Source organism: Luteibacter jiangsuensis (assembly GCF_030812295.1).
Lineage (GTDB): Bacteria > Pseudomonadota > Gammaproteobacteria > Xanthomonadales > Rhodanobacteraceae > Luteibacter > Luteibacter jiangsuensis_A.
Genome location: NZ_JAUSSK010000003.1, coordinates 20807 through 39464 on the forward strand (window position 1 = coordinate 20807; position 18658 = coordinate 39464).

At 66.5% G+C, this 18658-nt stretch carries 19 protein-coding genes and 1 tRNA gene; 8 read left to right on the forward strand and 12 right to left on the reverse strand.

Annotated features, from left to right (window positions below; all coding sequences use genetic code 11):
• Nucleotide 1 precedes the first annotated feature (1 nt).
• Nucleotides 2-694, forward strand: a complete 693-nt coding sequence (gene queE / locus J2T07_RS10165; RefSeq protein WP_306849587.1) for a 7-carboxy-7-deazaguanine synthase QueE — start codon at nt 2-4, stop codon at nt 692-694.
• Between the two features lie 16 nt (nt 695-710).
• Nucleotides 711-1394: a 7-cyano-7-deazaguanine synthase QueC gene (gene queC / locus J2T07_RS10170; RefSeq protein ID WP_306849588.1), complete on the forward strand. Its 684-nt coding sequence runs from the start codon at nt 711-713 to the stop codon at nt 1392-1394.
• Between the two features lie 9 nt (nt 1395-1403).
• Here queC and J2T07_RS10175 read toward each other — a convergent pair whose 3' ends face one another.
• From J2T07_RS10175 to J2T07_RS10220, 10 genes are all read right to left on the reverse strand, one after another.
• On the reverse strand, nt 1404-1688 hold the full coding sequence (locus J2T07_RS10175; protein ID WP_306849589.1) for a hypothetical protein: 285 nt from the start codon (nt 1686-1688) through the stop codon (nt 1404-1406).
• A 129-nt stretch (nt 1689-1817) separates the two neighbouring features.
• Nucleotides 1818-1893, reverse strand: a tRNA-Lys gene (locus J2T07_RS10180).
• Between the two features lie 64 nt (nt 1894-1957).
• Nucleotides 1958-2902 carry a DedA family protein/thiosulfate sulfurtransferase GlpE gene (locus J2T07_RS10185; RefSeq protein ID WP_306849590.1) on the reverse strand — a complete coding sequence of 315 codons (945 nt, stop codon included), beginning with the start codon at nt 2900-2902 and terminating at the stop codon, nt 1958-1960.
• A gap of 79 nt (nt 2903-2981) precedes the next feature.
• On the reverse strand, nt 2982-4370 hold the full coding sequence (locus tag J2T07_RS10190) for a sensor histidine kinase (protein WP_306849591.1): 1389 nt from the start codon (nt 4368-4370) through the stop codon (nt 2982-2984).
• Nucleotides 4371-4475: 105 nt separating this feature from the next.
• On the reverse strand, nt 4476-5495 hold the full coding sequence (phnD, locus tag J2T07_RS10195; protein ID WP_306849592.1) for a phosphate/phosphite/phosphonate ABC transporter substrate-binding protein: 1020 nt from the start codon (nt 5493-5495) through the stop codon (nt 4476-4478).
• A gap of 78 nt (nt 5496-5573) precedes the next feature.
• Nucleotides 5574-6263, reverse strand: a complete 690-nt coding sequence (locus J2T07_RS10200) for a LuxR C-terminal-related transcriptional regulator (RefSeq protein ID WP_306849593.1) — start codon at nt 6261-6263, stop codon at nt 5574-5576.
• A gap of 88 nt (nt 6264-6351) precedes the next feature.
• Complete coding sequence (locus tag J2T07_RS10205; protein WP_306849594.1) at nt 6352-8262, reverse strand: ATP-binding response regulator; 1911 nt, start codon at nt 8260-8262, stop codon at nt 6352-6354.
• A gap of 71 nt (nt 8263-8333) precedes the next feature.
• On the reverse strand, nt 8334-9038 hold the full coding sequence (locus tag J2T07_RS10210; RefSeq protein WP_306849595.1) for a TVP38/TMEM64 family protein: 705 nt from the start codon (nt 9036-9038) through the stop codon (nt 8334-8336).
• Nucleotides 9039-9054: 16 nt separating this feature from the next.
• Nucleotides 9055-9612 carry a nucleoside deaminase gene (locus tag J2T07_RS10215; RefSeq protein WP_306849596.1) on the reverse strand — a complete coding sequence of 186 codons (558 nt, stop codon included), beginning with the start codon at nt 9610-9612 and terminating at the stop codon, nt 9055-9057.
• Nucleotides 9612-11339, reverse strand: a complete 1728-nt coding sequence (locus J2T07_RS10220; protein WP_306849597.1) for a glutamine--tRNA ligase/YqeY domain fusion protein — start codon at nt 11337-11339, stop codon at nt 9612-9614. The genes J2T07_RS10215 and J2T07_RS10220 overlap by 1 nt, the downstream gene beginning before the upstream one ends.
• Nucleotides 11340-11440: 101 nt before the next feature.
• Between J2T07_RS10220 and J2T07_RS10225 the strand changes: the two genes are divergently transcribed.
• Both J2T07_RS10225 and J2T07_RS10230 read left to right on the forward strand, forming a co-directional pair.
• Nucleotides 11441-11710 carry a putative signal transducing protein gene (locus J2T07_RS10225; protein WP_306849598.1) on the forward strand — a complete coding sequence of 90 codons (270 nt, stop codon included), beginning with the start codon at nt 11441-11443 and terminating at the stop codon, nt 11708-11710.
• Nucleotides 11711-11738: 28 nt separating this feature from the next.
• Complete coding sequence (locus J2T07_RS10230; protein WP_306849599.1) at nt 11739-12257, forward strand: adenine phosphoribosyltransferase; 519 nt, start codon at nt 11739-11741, stop codon at nt 12255-12257.
• 12 nt (nt 12258-12269) lie between these two features.
• On the opposite strand, the gene J2T07_RS10235 is transcribed toward J2T07_RS10230, so the two are convergent.
• Complete coding sequence (locus tag J2T07_RS10235; RefSeq protein ID WP_306849601.1) at nt 12270-12863, reverse strand: hypothetical protein; 594 nt, start codon at nt 12861-12863, stop codon at nt 12270-12272.
• Between the two features lie 12 nt (nt 12864-12875).
• Entirely contained in the window at nt 12876-13835 is a 960-nt protein-coding gene (gene oxyR, locus J2T07_RS10240; protein WP_306849603.1) for a DNA-binding transcriptional regulator OxyR, read from the reverse strand.
• A gap of 154 nt (nt 13836-13989) precedes the next feature.
• On the opposite strand from oxyR, the gene J2T07_RS10245 reads away from it, so the two are divergent.
• The 4 genes from J2T07_RS10245 to J2T07_RS10260 all read left to right on the forward strand — a co-directional run bounded on the left by J2T07_RS10245 (nt 13990) and on the right by J2T07_RS10260 (nt 18569).
• Nucleotides 13990-14538, forward strand: a complete 549-nt coding sequence (locus J2T07_RS10245; protein ID WP_306849605.1) for a peroxiredoxin — start codon at nt 13990-13992, stop codon at nt 14536-14538.
• A gap of 191 nt (nt 14539-14729) precedes the next feature.
• Nucleotides 14730-15272, forward strand: a complete 543-nt coding sequence (locus J2T07_RS10250) for a carboxymuconolactone decarboxylase family protein (RefSeq protein ID WP_306849607.1) — start codon at nt 14730-14732, stop codon at nt 15270-15272.
• Nucleotides 15273-15430: 158 nt separating this feature from the next.
• Nucleotides 15431-15790 carry a DUF1428 domain-containing protein gene (locus tag J2T07_RS10255; protein ID WP_306849609.1) on the forward strand — a complete coding sequence of 120 codons (360 nt, stop codon included), beginning with the start codon at nt 15431-15433 and terminating at the stop codon, nt 15788-15790.
• Between the two features lie 97 nt (nt 15791-15887).
• Complete coding sequence (locus tag J2T07_RS10260; RefSeq protein WP_306849611.1) at nt 15888-18569, forward strand: M1 family metallopeptidase; 2682 nt, start codon at nt 15888-15890, stop codon at nt 18567-18569.
• Nucleotides 18570-18658: the final 89 nt, after the last annotated feature.

Here is an 18658-nt window from a genome sequence, read left to right on the forward strand (position 1 = left end):
CATGAACGGTAGCACCGCAACTCCGGCGGATGTCCCGCCGGCCGCGCCCGTCGCGGAGCGTCTGCGGATCACCGAGATCTTCCACTCCGTGCAGGGCGAGGCCGATGCGATCGGCTGGCCGACGGTGTTCGTACGCCTGACCGGTTGCCCGTTGCGTTGCGTCTGGTGCGATACCGAGTATTCGTTCCATGGCGGCCAGTGGCATGACATCGATGCCATCCTGGCCGAGGTCGCCAGCCATGGCGCGCACCACGTCTGCGTGACCGGCGGCGAACCGCTGGCGCAGAAGCGCTGCCTGGTCCTGTTGCGCAAGCTCTGCGACGCCGGCTACGAGGTGTCCCTGGAGACGTCCGGCGCGCTCGACGTGTCCCGGGTCGACCCACGCGTGCGCAAGGTCATGGACCTCAAGGCGCCCGACTCGGGCGAAAGCGCGCGCAACCTCTGGTCGAACCTCGACCACCTGCTTGCCCACGACCAGGTGAAGTTCGTGATCGCCAGCCGTGCCGACTTCGAGTGGGCGCGCGACGTCGTGCGGGAACACTCGCTCGATCGCAAGGCCATGGTCCTGTTCTCCCCCGTGTGGTCGAAGGTCGAACCGCGCGAACTCGCCGAGTGGATCCTCGCCGAACGCCTGCCGGTGCGCTTCCAGTTGCAGTTGCACAAGCTGCTCTGGAACGATGCCGCGGGCCACTGAACTCCCAGGTAATGTCATGAACGCTTCGAACGCTTCCCGCAAGGCCGTCATCCTCGTTTCCGGCGGCATGGACTCGGCCGTCACCATCGCCATGGCGCGCGAGCAGGGTTTCGAGGTGTATGCGCTGAGTGTGGCCTACGGCCAGCGTCATAGCTCCGAGTTGGAAGCATCCGAGCGCGTCGCGAAGATGCTCGGCGCCGTGGTGCACAAGACGGTGCATGTCGATCTGCGCAGCATCGGTGGCTCCGCCCTCACGGCGGACATCGACGTGCCGGAGGATGGGGGCGAAGGTATTCCGGTCACCTATGTGCCGGCGCGCAACACGATCATGCTGTCGATCGCGCTCGGCTGGGCCGAGGTGCTGGGATCGAACGACATCTTCTGTGGCGTCAACGCGGTGGACTACTCGGGATATCCGGATTGCCGCCCCGCGTTCATCGAGGCGTTCCAGTCACTCGCCAATGTCGCCACCAAGGCCGGTGTGGAAGGTGCGGGAATCCGCATCCATGCGCCCCTGATGCAGATGGGCAAGGGCGACATCGTGCGTGAAGGCATGCGCCTGGGCGTGGACTTCTCCGCCACCGTGAGCTGCTACCAGGCCGATGCCGAAGGTCGAGCCTGCGGGCACTGCGATGCCTGCCGCCTGCGCGCCGAGGGTTTCGCCAAGGCCGGCGTGCCTGACCCCACGCACTACGCGTAAGCCATCCTTTCAGCCCGCCGCGCGTAGCAGCGGCGAGAGGTATTGCTGCACGATCCACCAGAAACCGCCCATCGTGGCGACCAGCACGGCCACGGCGCCACCCAGCACCCAGGCCTTCGTGGCCGTGTGAGACATGCGCTCCTCGAGCACGGCGACCCGGCAGGCCAACTCGCGTACTTCCGACCTCGTGGAAAGGTGCCTCATGCGCTCGGAGAGCATGTACAGCATGTCCCGCAACGAACGGTCGGCGTTTTCCGGCGCGATGGCCGGCAGGTCGTCTGCATCGGCGCGCATGTTCATCATCGTATCCCTCGATCTTCGGTGATGGAGGGAGGCTACCCTAATGAGCTGCGCCAGGACTTGAGAAAAAAGCCCAATCGTCGTCAGTGAATGACGCATTGCGCGTCGACGAGCATGAGCGAATGGTGGGTCGTGCCGGATTCGAACCGGCGACCTACGGATTAAAAGTCCGCTGCTCTACCAACTGAGCTAACGACCCACACGCGGGAACCGGCAAGTTTACGGCGCGGGACCGAGTGGCACAACCCGAAGGGTGGGGCGATTCAGGTCGTGAGCACGATGGCCTCGACGTCCCGGCCGGCCTCGCGCCAGGCGCCCAGGCCACCGGTGAGGGGGCGGACGTTCGAGAAGCCCAGCTTGCTCAGCCGCTCCGCCACCTTCGCCGCGGACACTTCATTCGGGCACGAGCAGTAGATGACCACCGCGCTGTGCCTGGGCAGCGTCGCCAGTTCCTGGTCGGCGGTGGCGAGGTCGAACAGGCGCGAACCGGGGATCACATAGGGATCGTCGCGGCGGCTCATCGCCGAGCGGACGTCGACGATCAGGGCGCCCGGTTCGTTCGCAAGCAACATCGAGAGCTCGTCGACGCTGATGCGGCTCTTGCGCAGGCGCGAGAGCAACAGCGTGCGGCGCAGGTAGCGGAAGGCGATCCACACCAGCAAGCCGATCGCGGCCACGGTTGCCAGGCCCAGGCCGAACTGGCGCAACGCCGCCAGCACGGCATCGATCTGGCGGTAGAACAACATGCCCGCCGACAGGCCGACCGACACCCACAGCGCCGCACCGAGCAGGTCGTAGACCGTGAAGCGGACGAAGCGCGTGTCGCCGGCTCCGGCGATCGGGATGGCCACCAGTGACAGGCCGGGAATGAAACGCGAGACCAGCAGCAACTTCACGCCGCGTTTTTCGAAGAAGCCGCTGGCGCGACGGACGCAGGTATCGGGCGAGAGGGAGATGCGGCAGAGGCCATCGAGCACGCGGTAACCGAAGCGGCGGCCGGTGAGGAACCAGGCGGCATCGCCGAGGAAGGCGCCGGCCAGGGCGCCGAGGAAGGTGGCGATGATCAGCAGCGGATCGCGGGCGGCGACCAGCGTGCTGCCGACCACGATCAGGGTGGGCATCGCGGGTACCGGCAGGCCGATCGCGCCGGCGAACACGCCGAGGAACGCCACGAAGGGCGCCGTGTCCGACCAGTTGATGCTCGTCACGCCCGCGTTCCTCGAAAGGGTCCCAGTGCTCGCGCAACGATACGCTGGTTGCCCCTCCGGCGACAGCTCCGGCGTGCGCTCAGTGCGCCGCGTGGCGCCCCAGCAAGGCGAACGTCTGTGCGGCCGAGCCCGCCGCGGCGCCGTCCAGTTCCACCCAGAAGAGGGTGCCGCGGCCCGGGCTGGAACGGACTCCGATTCGCCCGCCCAGCGTGTCCACGATACGCCGTGCGACAGCCAGGGCGAGACCGTAACCGGGGTGCCCCGGCAATCGCGTGAATTCCTCGAAGACACGCGCCTGGAGTGTCGGCTCCAGGCCCATGCCGTTGTCGCGCACTTCGAGGCGGATCGTGCTGCCGCGACGGCGTATCGCGACGAGGACCCGTCCGTGCGGCGTGCTCAGCACCGCGTTGCCGACGAGCCGGTGCAACACTTCGCCGAACAAACCGGGGTCGGTGCGCAGTGGCAGCCGGCCACCGCGCCAGCGCACGTCGACACCCAGTCGCGTCGCATCCATCTCGATGGCTGCACGCTCGCGCACGAAGAGGTCGGAGGCGATCAGGTCGGCTGCCGTGGGTTCGATGGCACCGGCGTCGAAGCGGGCCATCTCGAGCAGGCCATCCAGCAGTTCGTTGAGCCGCATGAGGCTGCTGCGCATCTGCCCGAGCACCGCCCGCTGGCGCAGGTCTTCGCCCGGCTGCATGCCCGCCACGAACAAGGCGAGTGCCTGCAATGGCTGGCGGAAGTGATCGCCGATCTGCTCCACGAAGTGGGTGTGCCGCGCGATGTCCTGCAGGCGCTGGCGCAACGCGTCCGCCATGGCTTTGTCGTGGCGGGCGCGCAAACCCACGAGTTCATCGAGCAGGCCGTCGATCGCGCGTAGCGCATCGTCGTCAGGTGTCGCGGACTGCGTGCCACGGGGATGCAGGAACTGGTCGATGCGGCCGCGCAGCCGTTCGACTGGAACCACCACATCCCGTTCCAGTGCGCGCCGCGTCACGACGAAGACGGCCGTCACGCCGACGCACAGCAACAGGGTCATGAGCATGCCGGCGAAACGCCGCTCATGCAGTACGGTGGCATCCGACACCGTCTCGAGCTCGCCCTGCGACGTACTGATCCAGACGCGCAGTGGGCGTCCCGAGCCGACGCGACGGCCGCTGTCGACGACAAGGTCGGTATCGCCCTGGCGATGGAGCACGGCTTGCTGGGTGGGGGCGCTGCGCGAGAGGGCGCGTGCAAGCGCATCGCGTGTCGCGTCCTCGCTGGCCAGTGCACTGACCGAGGCGGCGATGCGCACCGCCTGGATGCGTGCCACGGCGTAGCTCTCGACACCCGTGGCGCGGATGTGCAGCACGCCGAGGCTCACGGTCAGCGCCAGGGCGACGAGTGTCATCGGCAGCAATCCCTTGAGGATCAGCTGCCGTCGCAGTGGCGCGGGCCTGCCATACGGTTGCGGCGACGCGGTCATGGAGCGGCCTTGTTGCGCGGGGTCTCATGACGAATCTATGAAACGCGCGTTCGTCGCGCGATAGACAAGGGGAGCTAAACCGGCCGGCCTAAGCCGTTCGGCCTATCACTTGCCGCGCAGACGTGCGACGAGCAGGTCGTGGTCGGCCTGGATTTTTCGGAAGCGAGCGGCACGGGCACCCTCGCTCACCCATTGGGCGGTGGTGGCCCGGCGCTTCTCCAGCGCGTACTCGATATCGGCAAAGGGGACCAGATCCGCGTCGTCGGCGGGGGCGAAGCCGCTGATGTCGTGGATGAGCTTGAGGTTGGCTTCCTCGCGCACGCCATCCTTGCCCTTGCCATAGCCGGTGATGAACCTCGCCACCTTTTCCCGCAGGACCAGGGGCAGGTCGTTGCGGATGACGATCACCGCGTGTGGGATCAGCGACGACTTCCAGAGAATGCGCAAGCGCGCGTACTGGTCGGGGAAGTGTTGCTGGAAACGTTCCAGGTCGGCCGTGTTGTTGGTGGCGACGTCGACCTCGCCATTGGCTACCGCCAGCGCGTTGTTCTGGTGGTTGTCGATGTGAACGCTGGCGAAGAAGGTATCGGAGTCGATACCGCGCGGGGCGAACAGCTGCGTCTCCGGCACGAGGTAGCCCGATACCGACAAGGCCTCGCCGCGCGCGAAGCGCCACTTGCCCGGACGCATGAAGAGCTCGTCCAGCGTGCGCAGGCGCGAGTCCGATGCCACCAGCAGCACGGCGTGGTACCCCTTCGATCCATCGCCCCGGGTGAGTCGCCCGATCACCTCCATGTTCTGCCGGGAGACGGCGTCCAGGGCCAGCCTGCCGGAAAGGAAGGCGATGTCGACGCGCTGTTCGGCGATCGCCTGGGCGATGCCTTCGTAGGTAGTGACGGATACCGCGCGGACGGGCCGGGCGATCGACTTGCGCAGGTCGTCCAGCATGGGTCGCCACGCTTCCAGCGACTCGGCGGGACCCCCGATGGGAAGGATGCCGAAGGTCAGGGGGGCATCGGGGTCGACGTCGCCCGGCGGGCTCGCGATGGCTGGCAGGACGCACAGCGCGCACGCCAGCGCCGCGGCCAGCCATCCGCGTTTCCGCCGTGTCGCAGCGATCTCCACGCCTGCCCGCATCGCGCCTGCCCCGCGTTGTTCCGCCCAGCTTACGCCGGGCCGATGACGAATGGGCGTCTGTTCTGTTCAGTCGCCCAGGTGCTGTGCCGCGACGAGGGCCTCGAGCCGGTTACGCACGTGCAGCGCACGGAAGATCGCGGCGAGATGGATCTTGACGGTTCCCTCGCTGATGCCCAGCTCGCGCGCGATCAGCTTGTTCGGGCGACCCTTCGCCAGCAGCTTGAGCACGTCGATCTGGCGATCGGTCAGGACCGTGGCGAGACGCTCCTTGGTCGAGAGCCCGTCGTTGTTGTTGGATAGGGAGAACGTGGGCACGCCACCCGCTGAAGCCGCCTTCATCGCTTCCGGCGGTACATAGACCCCGCCGCCGACGACGAGCCGCACGGCGTTGAGAATCACGTCGGGGGGCGACGATTTCGGGATGTACCCCTGCACGCCCAGGTCGAGCACGTGGCGGATCGAAGAGGGATCCTCGGTACCCGACAGCACGATGACGGGACGCATGCGCGACGCGCCATCGTCGGTATCGGACTCGCGCAGGGCCGCCACCGCCTCCTTGATGTGCTCGACGCCGTCCGCGCCGGGCATGGCCATGTCGATCAGCGCCACGTCGGGCGCGGGCTTCTGTGCAAGCTTGTCGCGAAGCTGGGCTACCGTTTCGGCCTCGATGAACTCCACGTCCGTGTCGAGTTCGCGAAGCTTGAGCTTCACGCCCTCGATGATGAGCCGATGATCGTCCGCGATCAGAACACGCATGCCTCTCCCTCCGCTCGCTTGGATCGCGAGCTCCCCGTTGTCCGGACCATAGCCCTACGGGCGTCCAGGGGCAAGCAGGCCATCCGGCTCAGACGGCTGCATGATGGACAGTCCAGGCCGAAACCATTACCTCGTGCAGGCGCTCGGGAGAAACCGGCTTGAACAGCACCTGCGTGGTCTGCTGGTCGATGTTGCGCAGGAATTCGCCGCGGGTCTCGCCGGTGATCAGCACCCGGGCGAACGGCGGTGGATCGCCCGGCCGACGGCGGTAGTAGCGATCGAGCAGGGCGATCACGTCCAGGCCGGTGCCTTCACGCAGGCGCAGATCGGAAATCACGATGTCGGGCGGCTGCATCCATTGGTGCACGGCTTCCATCGCCTGCTGGGCATCCTCGGCGGTCATGACCTCGCAGCCCCAGCTGCCCAACAGGTAACTGATGCCAGCGAGGATGCTGGGTTCGTCGTCGATCACCAGGACGCGCATCCCGACGATGTCCCGTGGAATGCCGGGCTCCGGCGCGGCCACCGTCGTCGCCTCGATCGTGCCGGGCTGGATCTCGGGCAGGGTGATCGAGAAAACGGTGCCCTTGCCGGGCTTGGAACGCACGGAAGCCCGCGTGCCGAGCAGGCCGGCCAGCCGCTGCACGGTGGACAGCCCCAATCCGAGTCCCCGCCGGGTACCTTCCGGGCGGCCCGCCTCGGGGCCGCTCTCCACCCGGTAGAACTCGTCGAAGATGTGTTGCAGGTGATCCGGTCCGATGCCCAGGCCGGTATCCCACACGTCCACCCGCACGCCACCGTCGAGCCGGCGCCGGGCCCCGACCAACACGCCCCCGCAGCGCGTGTAGCGCAGCGCGTTGCTCACGAGGTTGTTGAGGATGCGGGCGAGCATCGTGCGGTCGGTGCGTACCCAGAGGCCGGTGGTGCGCACCACCAGGCGCAGGTCGTGTTGCTCGGCCACCATCCGGAAGTTCACGCTCACTTCCTCGAACACCTCGTCCAGCGGCACGTCACGGATGATGGCCGGCATCGCGCCGGTTTCCAGGCGGGAGAGGTCGAGCAGTTCGCCGAACAGGTGGTCGAGCGATTCCACGCACTCCTGAATATGCGCGATACGGTTGAGGCGCACGGGGTCGTATTCATCCACGGCGAGTCCGGACGAGAACAGGGTGAGCGCGTAAAGCGGCTGGCGCAGGTCGTGCGAAGCGGCGGCCAGGAAGCGTGCCTTGGCAACGCTGGCCGCTTCCAGGGCGGCGTTCTTCCGCGCGAGTTCCTCGGTGGCGGTGGCGATCTCACGTTCCATGCCGATCTGTGCGTGCAACAACTTCGAGGCGGCACCGTTGAAACCGCGCTGCAGGTCACCGATCTCGGTGTCGTCGGTGACCGGCACGACCACGGTCCGGTCACCCAGGCCCAGTTGGCGCACCGCGATCGCGAGGTTGCGCAAGGGCGCACTCAACCAGCGGGCCGTCGACCAGCCGATGGCGACCGCGATCACGAGGCTGAGCGCCAGCCAGACCAGGGCGTTGTGCACGCTGGCGCGTTGCGCGGCGACGGCGTCCTCCACGCTCACGTCCACGGTGACGGAACCCACCACGCGGTGGGACGCGGGATCGAGCACCTCGCGCGCCACGGTCAGGCCGTCGTCGTCGCTGCCGATCGAGCCGTTCACCCGGTCGGCGATGATCTCGCCGTCGCGGTCGCTGATCCGTACCCGGGATACCTGCGGCAACTGCACGATGGATTGCGCGATGCGGCCGATCTCGCGGCGCTCGCCGGTGCGCAAGGCCTCACCGGAGACGCTCGCCGCCTGCTGCGCGATGGCATCCGCCGTGGAACGGCCCATCTCGTGAAGGGTGTCCATCTGGTGGCGCGTCAGCAAGGTGACCAGGAGGATCGCACTGATCGCGGTCGGCACGAGGGCGACGCAGGTCAGGCGCTGCACCAACGAGGTGCGGCGCCAGACCTTTTCCAGCCATGGAGCGGATACATCACGCATGCGATTCCCCAGGCGCCGCCCGTCCTCGGCGGCGCGAGACTACAGCCTAGCGCAGATCGCGCGGTGCGGCGTCAGCCCTTCCGGCCTAGCCGGGCGCGTACCGTCTTCACGAGCAGGGGGAGGATCGTGAGCAGCGTGAAGGCGGCCAGGGGTAGCAGGATCCTGGTATTCAGGAAACTGGCGGCGGTCACCGGCGCGCCGCTGCCGAAAGTCTCGCCCAGACCGGCCCCGACCGAGCTTTCCACGAACAGCGATACCGTCCCGCCCAGCCAGGTCGCGCCCACGAACAGCCACAGCGGGCAACGAAGCCAGGCCAGTGCCACGGTCATGGCGCCGAGCGGGACGACGGGAATGAAGCGCAGGGCGAGCGTGTAGGTGACAGGGTGGGCGGCGAAGCCGTCGCGCAGGCGTCTTGCCAACGGCGGCGGCTCGCGCCGGCCGGTGCCGAACGCATAACGGCTGGCGAGATAGAGCACCAGCGAGCCGAGGACCAGCGCCACCGAGGACAAGGCGGTGCCCTCCACGGCGCCGAACAGCAAGCCTCCCGCCAGTACGATCACGATCGTGCCGGGCACGCCGGTGGCGATGGCGAGGGTCAGTATGCCGGCGTAGGCAAGACGGGACGTGAGCGGATGCGCCGCGATCGTCGCGCGCAGCAGTCCTTCTTCCGCGAGCAGGTGGTGGGGATCGAAGCGGTCCAGCACGCCGCTGGCGAGCAGGGCCGCTCCCGCGATCAGCAGCAGGCACAGCGGTAGCGCGGCGCGCCAACGCTTCACCGGATGCGGCTCGGGATCAATATGCGGCGCCCGATTCGCCGTAACGGCGCAGCACCTCGCGTGCGTCGTCGCGGCGGATATCGCGGCGTACGGCGATGCCGCGCCGCTCGAGTTCGCCGATCCAGTCGGACGGCAGCGGGCCCTCGTCGAAGGGCGTGAGCTCCTCGACGTCCTCGGCACGGGCGCCGATCAGCAATGCGTCGACGCCAGCCCATACGGTGGCCCCGTAGCACTGACAGCACGGCTGCGAACTGCTCGCGAGCACGAAGCGTCCACCGTCCTCGTTGAGCCGGAAACGTTGCAGGCGTTGCTGCGCGGTCATGTACGCCATCATCTCGGCATGGGCGACCGAACAGGCGTGGGGTACCACCCGGTTCACGCCCACGGCGACGATGCGGTCGCTACCGTCGAACACGGCGGCGCCGAACGGCCCGCCGGTGGCCAGATCGACGTTGCGCGCGGATAGTTCGATGGCGAGGCCGACCTTGGCCTCGTCGCCTGGATAGGCAAGCGATGTATCCACCGCCTCGTGCACCCAGGCAGGCAGGGTGAGGTGAACCTGCGCGTACAACATCAGCCTTGCTTCGCCCAGGAATCGCGCAGGGTCACCACCCGGTTGAAGACCGGGGAGGCATGGGTATGGTCGTGCATGTCGGCGACGAAGTAGCCCAGGCGCTCGAACTGCACGCGGTCCTCTCGGTCGGCACCCGCCGCCGCGGGCTCGACGTAGCCGTGGACGATACGGCGCGAGTTCGGGTTGAGGTGATCCTTGTACGTCTTGCCGTCGCTGTCGTCGTCCGGATCGGTGACGTCGAACAGGCGGTCGTAGAGGCGCACCACGGCCGGCACGGCGTCACGTGCGCTCACCCAGTGGATGGTGCCCTTCACCTTGCGGTCGGCGCCGGGCATGCCGCTGCGCGTGTCCAGGTCGAGCGCGCAGCGCAATTCGACGATGTCGCCCGCGGCGTCCTTGATCACCTCGTCGCAGCGCACGATGCCGACGCCGCGCAGGCGCACTTCGCCATCCGGCTTCAGGCGGTGGAATCCCTTCGGCGGCACTTCGGCGAAGTCCTCGCGCTCGATCCAGAGTTCGCGCGAGAAGGGCACGCTGCGCGTGCCGAACGACTCGTCCTTCGGATGGTTGGGGAAGGTGAGCGATTCGGCGTGTGCTTCGTCGAGGTTGGTGATGACGAGTCTCACCGGATCGATCACGGCGAGCCGGCGCGGCGCCGTGCCGTCGAGATCGTCGCGCACGGCGCCTTCGAGCACGCTCATGTCGATGGTGCTGTTCTGCTTGCTGACGCCGATGCGTTCCCAGAACAGGCGGATGCCGGCGGCGGTGAAGCCGCGACGGCGCACGCCCGCAATGGTAGGCATGCGCGGATCGTCCCAGCCGTCGACCAGGTTCTCCGACACCAGGGTGATCAGCTTGCGCTTGCTCATCACCGTGTAGTTGAGGTTGCCGCGCGAGAACTCGATCTGGCGTGGCTTGCTCGGCGCCGTGGGCAGGCCCGCCTCGACCAGCGGTTCCCAGAGCTCCGGATCGTTGGCGAGGTCCACCTTGTCGACGCACCAGTCGTACAGCGGCCGGTGATCCTCGAACTCCAGGGTGCACAGCGAATGCGTGATGCCTTCCAGCGCATCGGACAACGAATGCGCGAAATCGTACATGGGGTAGATCGGCCATGCGTCGCCGGTGTTCTGGTGGCGCACCTTGCGGACGCGATACAGCGCCGGGTCGCGCAGGTTGATGTTGCCCGAGGCCATGTCGATCTTCGCGCGCAGGGTCTTGCTGCCGTCGGCGAACTCGCCCGCGCGCATGCGCTGGAAGAGGTCGAGATTCTCCTCGATCGACCGGTCACGGTAAGGCGAGTTCCGCCCCGGCTCCGTGAGCGTGCCGCGGTACTCGCGCACTTCCTCGGCGCTCAGGTCGTCCACGTAGGCGACGCCGAGGCGGATCAGCTTCAGTGCGGAGCGATAGAACACCTCGAAGTAATCCGAGGCATGACGCAGTTCGGCCCATTCGAAGCCAAGCCATTTCACATCGCGCTGGATCGCTTCGACGTACTCGACGTCTTCCTTCGACGGATTGGTGTCGTCGAAGCGCAGGTTACAGGTACCCGTGAATTCGCCGGCCAACCCGAAGTTCAGGCAGATCGACTTGGCATGGCCCAGATGCAGGTAGCCGTTCGGTTCGGGCGGGAACCGTGTATGGATAACCGCGTGCTTGCCTGAGGCCAGGTCGTCGCGGACGATCTGGCGGATGAAGTGCTGCTGCAGGACGGGTGTTTCGGTCGACATCGCGAGGGACTCGGAGGCTGGGGCGCGGCAAACGTCCGAGTTTACCTTTCTTGCGTGCCGGGCGCTTGCCGTGGACTCGGTCGGCGGGGTAGCTTGGAACCATGCGCATCGCCTACCACGCCGAATCCCTCATCGACGCCCATCTGGTGAAGGACGCGCTCGAACGGGCGGAGATTCCGGCATTCATCGCGGGCGAGTTCCTCACTGGCGCCGTGGGCCAGCTTCCGGCCCGCGATTTCCTCGCGGTCATGGTTCCCGAAGCCGCCGCCGAGGCGGCCGAAGGCATCGTCCGGGCGATCGACGCCCAGTTGGCGGAGGCGCGTGCCGCGGCTGCCGACGACGACTTCGGTGCGGTTACCCTTCCCGCCTGAGCCCTTCGCGCCACCCTCCAGGATTCCCATGCAGGCCATTTTCGATCTCGTCCGCGACGTGCCGGACTTCCCGCGTCCGGGCATCATGTTCAAGGACATCACGCCCCTCCTTGCCGACGCCGCCGCATTCGGCGCCTGCATCGACGCCTTGTGCGAACCATGGCGCGGGCAGGGCATCGGCGCCGTTTGCGGTATCGAGTCCCGTGGTTTCATCTTCGGCGCGGCCATGGCCCGGGCGCTTGGCGCGGGTTTCGTTCCGCTGCGCAAGTCCGGCAAGCTGCCACCGCCGGTCGTGGGCGTGGATTATGGCCTCGAGTATGGGATGGACCGGCTGGAGATCGGCTCGCAGGCGCTTGCGCCGGGCGAGCGGGTGGTCGTGGTGGACGACGTCCTCGCCACCGGCGGCACCTTGGAGGCGGGACGCCGTCTCGTGGAACGGCTGGGTGCCGAGGTGATCGGTGCCAGCGTGGTGATCGAACTCGGCGGCCTGAACGGCCGGTCCAGGTGGCCCCTGCCGTTGCCGTTGCAGGCGTTGATCACGTACTGATCGGCAGCCCCGTCAGCGTGCTTCGTGGATGTCTTCCACCAGCACGATCTCGCAGCCACCCGCGCCGGTGTCCTCGCGGGTGAGCGAGGTGTTCCAGTGCCAGCCGTCGTCGCGCTTCACGTCGACGAGGAAGCCCTCGAACTGGATCAACTCGCCGGGACGCACATCGCGTAATTCGCGCGCGATGGTGTCGTTGGCGGGGATCATGTGCATGTTCGCGCTGGAATCCTCGATTTCGTGGCGCGGGATCGGATAGTTGTCCGTGTACCAGTAGTAGAAGCGGTTCGACTGCGAGATGCGGATACGGTCCAGCACCGAGCTGTCGGACATACGTCCCCAGCCCATGGCCAGGTCGGTGGGCGCGATCGGCGAGAGGTCGTCGAGCTGGTAGTCCTCGCGCGAAAGCACACGGCCGGTCATGGCGAAGGTCGCCCGGGGCTTCAGCGTGAAGTGCCCGCGCGTCAACGTGACGCCGGCTCCGAGGTCTTCCTGGCTGGGTACGCCGTCGACCAGCACCCCGGGCGCGTTATGTACCGGACGATGTTGCCACCAGGAATACGCACCCCAGCCGCAAAGCAGGAGCAGGACGACAAGCCATACGCGCATGCAACGGGACCGTCAGGGGGATGGTGTGGCAACGGCTGGCGCGCCGTCCGGTTGACCCGTTGCGAAGCCATGGGTGTTGAACAGTTCGGCCGGCACGTCGCGGATGATTGCCGCCAGCGCCTCGAAGAAGGGGGTCATGGCCGAACTTTTCCGCCACAGCATCGCGATGCGGCGGCTCGGTGCGGGGGCTTCGAATTCGATCAGGCTCACGTTCGGCGACTGCGCGACCGGTGGCTTCACCGCCAGGGCGGGGAGCAGGGTGATGCCGACGTTGGCCGAGACCATCTGGCGCAACGTCTCCAGGCTGGTGGCGCGAAAACCCGATTTCTCGCCCGCGCCGGCCAGGTGGCAGACCTCCAGCGCCTGGTCGCGGAGGCAATGCCCGTCCTCCAGCAACAGGAGGTTCTGCTCGGCGAGATCGTCCATGCGCAGCGAGGCGCATGACGCCAGTTCGTGGCCGCTGGGGACCGCGAGCACGAACGGCTCCTCGAAAAGGAATTCCACGTGCAGCGAATCGTCGTGGACGGGCAGGGCGAGGATGCCGGCGTCGAGGGTGCCTTCGCGCAACATGTGCAGCACTTGTTCCGTTTTCTCCTCGCGCAGCAACAACTCCAGGCGCGGGAAACGCGTCCGCAGGTGGGGGACGACGTGAGGCAGCAGGTAGGGCCCGAGGGTGGGGAAGATGCCCAGGCGAATGGTTCCGGATTCCGGGTCGCGGGTGCGCTGGGCGATCGACTTGATCTCATCGATCTGTGAGAGCACGCCCCGCGCCCTGCGCGCGATTTCACGTCCCGTTTCCGTCAGCAGGACTTTACGCGGGGTACGTTCCACCAGCGCAACGCCCAGTTCGTCCTCGAGCTTGCGGATCTGGGTCGACAACGTGGGCTGGCTGACGAAGCTGGCTTCAGCCGCGCGACCAAAATGACGGTATTCCGCCAGGGCGACGAGGTAAGACAAGTCACGCAGGTTCATGGCGACGGACCCAGGGTGTTCGCAATAGTCTTAGCCTATCACATTGATGCCTACAATCGATTTGGAATATGTGTGGCAGGCCGCTAAGCTTGCCTTTCAGTCGCGTCACCAAGCGCGCGAAGAGTTCACCCAACCCTCAATGGAGAGTCGAAAGATGCTGAGCATTGGCGATAAGTTCCCCCAGTTCAACCTCAAGGCCGTGGCCGGCGGCCCGCTCGCCAACAAGATCGAGGACGCGTTCGTCGACGTGACGGACAAGTCTTACGAGGGCAAGTGGAAGCTGGTCTTCTCTTACCCGAAGGACTTCACCTTCGTCTGCCCGACCGAGATCAAGGGTTTCAGCGACCTGAACGAGAAGTTCGCCGACCGTGACTGCCAGATCCTGGCCGTGTCGACCGACTCCGAGTTCGTCCACCGCGCCTGGCGCATGGATCACGCCGACCTGAAGGACCTCTCGTTCCCGATGCTGGCGGACATCAAGAAGGAGCTGTGCGCGGCCCTGGGTATCCTGACCGACGAAGGCGTCGCCCAGCGTGCGACCTTCCTGGTCGACCCGAACAACGAGATCCAGTTCGTCTACGTGACGGCTGGCTCGGTTGGCCGCAATCCGGACGAAGTGCTGCGCGTCCTCGACGCCCTGCAGACGGATGAGCTGTGCGCCTGCAACTGGAAGGCTGGCGACGAGACCCTGAAGGTCGCCTAAGCCCTGGCGGTCGTAAGTCCCGCGCCGCTATGTCCCCCTCCCCCCGCGGCGCGGGCAGCCCCCGGAGGCGGTGAAGTCATCTTCACCGCCTCTTTTTCCAGACACGCCTTCTCGCGTGTTCCGCGTGAACCGGTGCCTTGGGCGCCGAGCCATTCCGCGCCCCTTTCCCTCATCAAGACACAGGTGCATCCATGAGCGTCGCCGATCTGCGCAGCAAGCTTCCCGAATACGCCAAGGACCTCAAGCTCAACCTCGACTCCGTGTTGAGCGAAGCGGGCGCCCCCGGCCTCAACCTGGCCCAGATCTCGATGGTCGCCCTGGGTTCGGCCTACGCCGCCCGTTACAAGCCGCTGACCGAGGCGATCGCCGCCTTCGCCGCCGAGCATGCGTCGGCCGAACAGCTGACCGCCGCCAAGGGTTCGGTCGCGATCATGGGCATGAACAACATCTATTACCGCTTCCAGCACCTGGTCAGCCACCCGGAATACGCCACGATCCCGGCGAAGCTCCGCATGAACGTGATCGGTGCCTACAAGGGCGACGCGAAGAACGACTTCGAGCTCGTCTCGTTGGCCGTCTCCGCCGTCAATGGCTGCGGCATGTGCATCGACTCCCACGACAAGGTACTGCGCGATGGCGGCATCAGCGTGCAGGCGATCCAGAGTGCCGTGCGTATCGCTTCGGTGATCCATGCCGTGGCCGTGGTGCTCGAGCAGGCTGACGCGGCGGGCTGATTACCCGCCGTTCCACAACTCGCCCGAGATGAGGGCGGCCCCGGACAGGACCGCGTCCGGTGGGGGCCGACCCTGTCGGTGAAGGGCCGCGTCTTAACGCGGCCTTTCTCCATTCTGGAGGACTCTCCCCGCACATCCACACGCGGGGAGGGGTTCCAATGAGCTACGTCGATGGTTTCGTGCTGCCGGTTCCGATGGACCGGTTGGCCGAGTACAAGAAGATGGCCCGCAAGGCGGGCAAGATCTGGATGGAGTACGGCGCGCTGGCGTATAGCGAGTGCGTCGCGGACGACGTGAAGCCGGGGAAATCCACGTCCTTCCCTCAATCGGTCAAGCTGAAGCCCGGGGAGACCGTGGTGTTCTCGTGGGTCGTCTACAACAACCGTCGCGACCGCGACCGTATCATGAAAAAAGTCATGGAAGATCCGAGGCTTGCGGAGTTCATGGACCCCAAGACCCTGCCCTTCGACGGCAAGCGGATGTTCTGGGGCGGGTTCAAGCCCATCGTCGAGTTCTGACGCGGCGCAGCGAAACAGGGGGTGCCTTCTGGCACTGTGTCGGAGGTCACCCTCTTCGCAGGATGGATGGATTACCCACAGGGGAGTCCCACCCGCCATGCGTCGTTTCGTCCGCCCTCTCGTTCTTACCGCGCTCGCCGCCTGCTGTGGTGCCGCGTTCGCCGCCACCACGGACGCGCCGCCCCTCGGCCACCTACCTACCTGGGCCCAGCCGGAATCCTACAAGCTGACGTTCAAGGTCGATCCCAAGCAGGAAACCTACGCGGGTTCCTCGACCATCAAGATCAAGCTGAGCCAGCCGTCCGATTTCGTCTGGCTGCACGGCAAGGAACTGAAGGTCTCCAAGGTCACCGTGACCGATGCCGCGGGCAAGAAGCACGTTGGCAAATACACCGTGGCCGCCGAGAAGGAAGGCGTCGTCCGCGTCGACCTCGGGGCCAAGCTCGAGGGTGAGATCACCCTCGCGATCGAATTCACCGCGCCGCTGAACAAGCAGTTGCAGGGCTTGTACAAGGTCTCGCATGAAGGCGTGCCGTACGCGATGACGCAGATGGAACCGGTATCCGCGCGTTACGCCTTCCCGGGCTTCGACGAGCCGTCGTTCAAAGTGCCGTTCGACATCAGCCTGACCATCCCCGCCGACGACCAGGGCGTGGCCAATACCGCCCAGGTCAAGGAAGAGAAGGCAGGCGCTGGCTGGAAGACGCTGACCTTCTCGACCACCAAGCCGCTGCCGACCTACCTCGTCGCATTCGCCGTCGGTCCGTGGGACGTGGTGAAGGGGCCGGACATCAACCCGACCGAGTTCCGTTCCACGGCGACGCCGCTGCGCGGTATCGCCGCCAAGGGTGAAGGTCACCGCATGCAACATGTGCTGGGCGAGACCAACTCGATCATCCACACGCTCGAGGACTACTACGGTTTCGGCTATCCGTACGACAAGCTCGACCTGCTCGCGGCACCTGACTTCAGCGCGGGCGCGATGGAAAACGCGGGCCTGGTCACCTTCCGCGACTGGCTGCTGCTGATCGATCCGGATTCGGCCGCGCAGTACGTGCGTGGTTCGTTCAACGTCAACGCACACGAACTGGCCCACCAGTGGACCGGCGATACCGTGACGATGGCCTGGTGGGACGACCTCTGGCTCAACGAGGCCTTCGCCACCTGGATGCAACAGAAGGTCACCACCAAGGTGCACCCGGAATACCGCGCCGATCTCGATCGCGTGCGCGGCGCCCAGGGCGCGATGAACAACGACAGCCTGGTCAGCGCGCGCAAGATCCGCCAGCCGATCACCGGCAATGGCGACATCGAGACCGCGTTCGACGGCATCACCTATCAGAAGGGCGCCGCCGTCCTCGGCATGTTCGAGGGGTATGTCACCGACCCGGTGTTCCAGAAGGGCATGCGCGCCTATATCCAGAAGCACAAGTTCGCCAACGCCACCGCCGACGACCTGATCGATTCGATCGCCGAGGCCGCCGGTCAGGGCGATGCGTTCAAGAAGGCTTTCCGCAGCTTCCTCGACCAGTCCGGCGTGCCCTACGTCAGCACCGAAGTGAAGACCGAGGGCGGCAAGACCGTGCTGCACCTGGCGCAGAGCCGCTACCTGCCGCTGGGCAGCACCGGCGACGCAAGCCGCGTCTGGGGCGTGCCGATGTGCGTGCGCTACGGCACCACCGGCGGCGCGAACAAGGTGAAGTGCGAACTGCTCGACAAGGCCACCGGCACCATGGTGCTGGACGATGCGGCGAAGAACACGTGGGTGCTGCCGAACGCCGATGGCCGCGGCTACTACCGCTTCGCGCAGAGCAAGGCCGACCTGGCCGCGCTGTCGAAGGTGGTCGGTACGCTCAGCGACGCGGAGCAGCTGGCTTATGCCGACGCCGTGCGCGCGGGCTTCCAGCACGGTGACCTGGACGCGGGCGACGTGCTGGCCGCGTTCAAGCCGCTGACGTCGTCGAAGACCCGCGAGGTGTTCACGGCGCCGCTCATGACCTTCAACTGGATCCTCAACAACGAAGCCACCACGGATGCGCAGCGCACGCGCCTGCGCAAGTGGGCGACCGACGCATACCTGCCGAAGCTCAAGGAGCTGGGCTACAAGAAGAAGGCGGGCGAGCCGGATAACGACACCATCACCCGCACGGCACTCGCCGGCTTCCTGGCCGACGACGATATCGCCCAGCCGGAAGTTCGTGCGGAAATGCTGAAGCAGGGCGACGCCGCGCTGAAGATGAAGGATGGACACCTCGACCTGGAAGCGGCCGATTCGGATCTGCTCGCCGACGCCCTGGGCGTGGCGGTGCAGGAGCGTGGCGCGTCCGCGGTCGACGCGCTCATCGCCGAGATCCCGAAGACCTCCGACCCGGCGAAGCGGAATGCGATGTTGTCGGCGCTGGCATCCACCAAGGATCCGGCACTGGCCAACAAGGTCCGTGACTTCGCGCTCGGCAAGGACGTGAAGGTCGGCGAGATGGCCATGGTGCTGCGTGGCGGACGCGACTCCGAAGCGACGCGTGCCGACCTGTGGAAGTGGTTCGTGGCCAACTACGACAAGATCGTGGCGCGTACGGGCAGCTTCGCGGGCGGTCAGCTGCCGGGTCTTGCCGGCGGCGGCGGTTGCTCGAAGGCCGAAGCCGATCGCCTGGGCGAGTTCTTCAAGCCGCGCCTGGGCCAGGTCAGCGGTGCCGAGCGCGGGCTGGCGCAGACCAGCGAGCAGATCCTGCTCTGCTCGGCGCAGAAGGCCAAGCAGGATCCGAAGGCGATCCTGCGCTGATCCAGCGCATGTTTGAGTGACGACGAGCCGGGCGAGCGATCGCCCGGCTTTTTTTTCACCATGGCTGGACTTGCCGTCGACATGGTGGG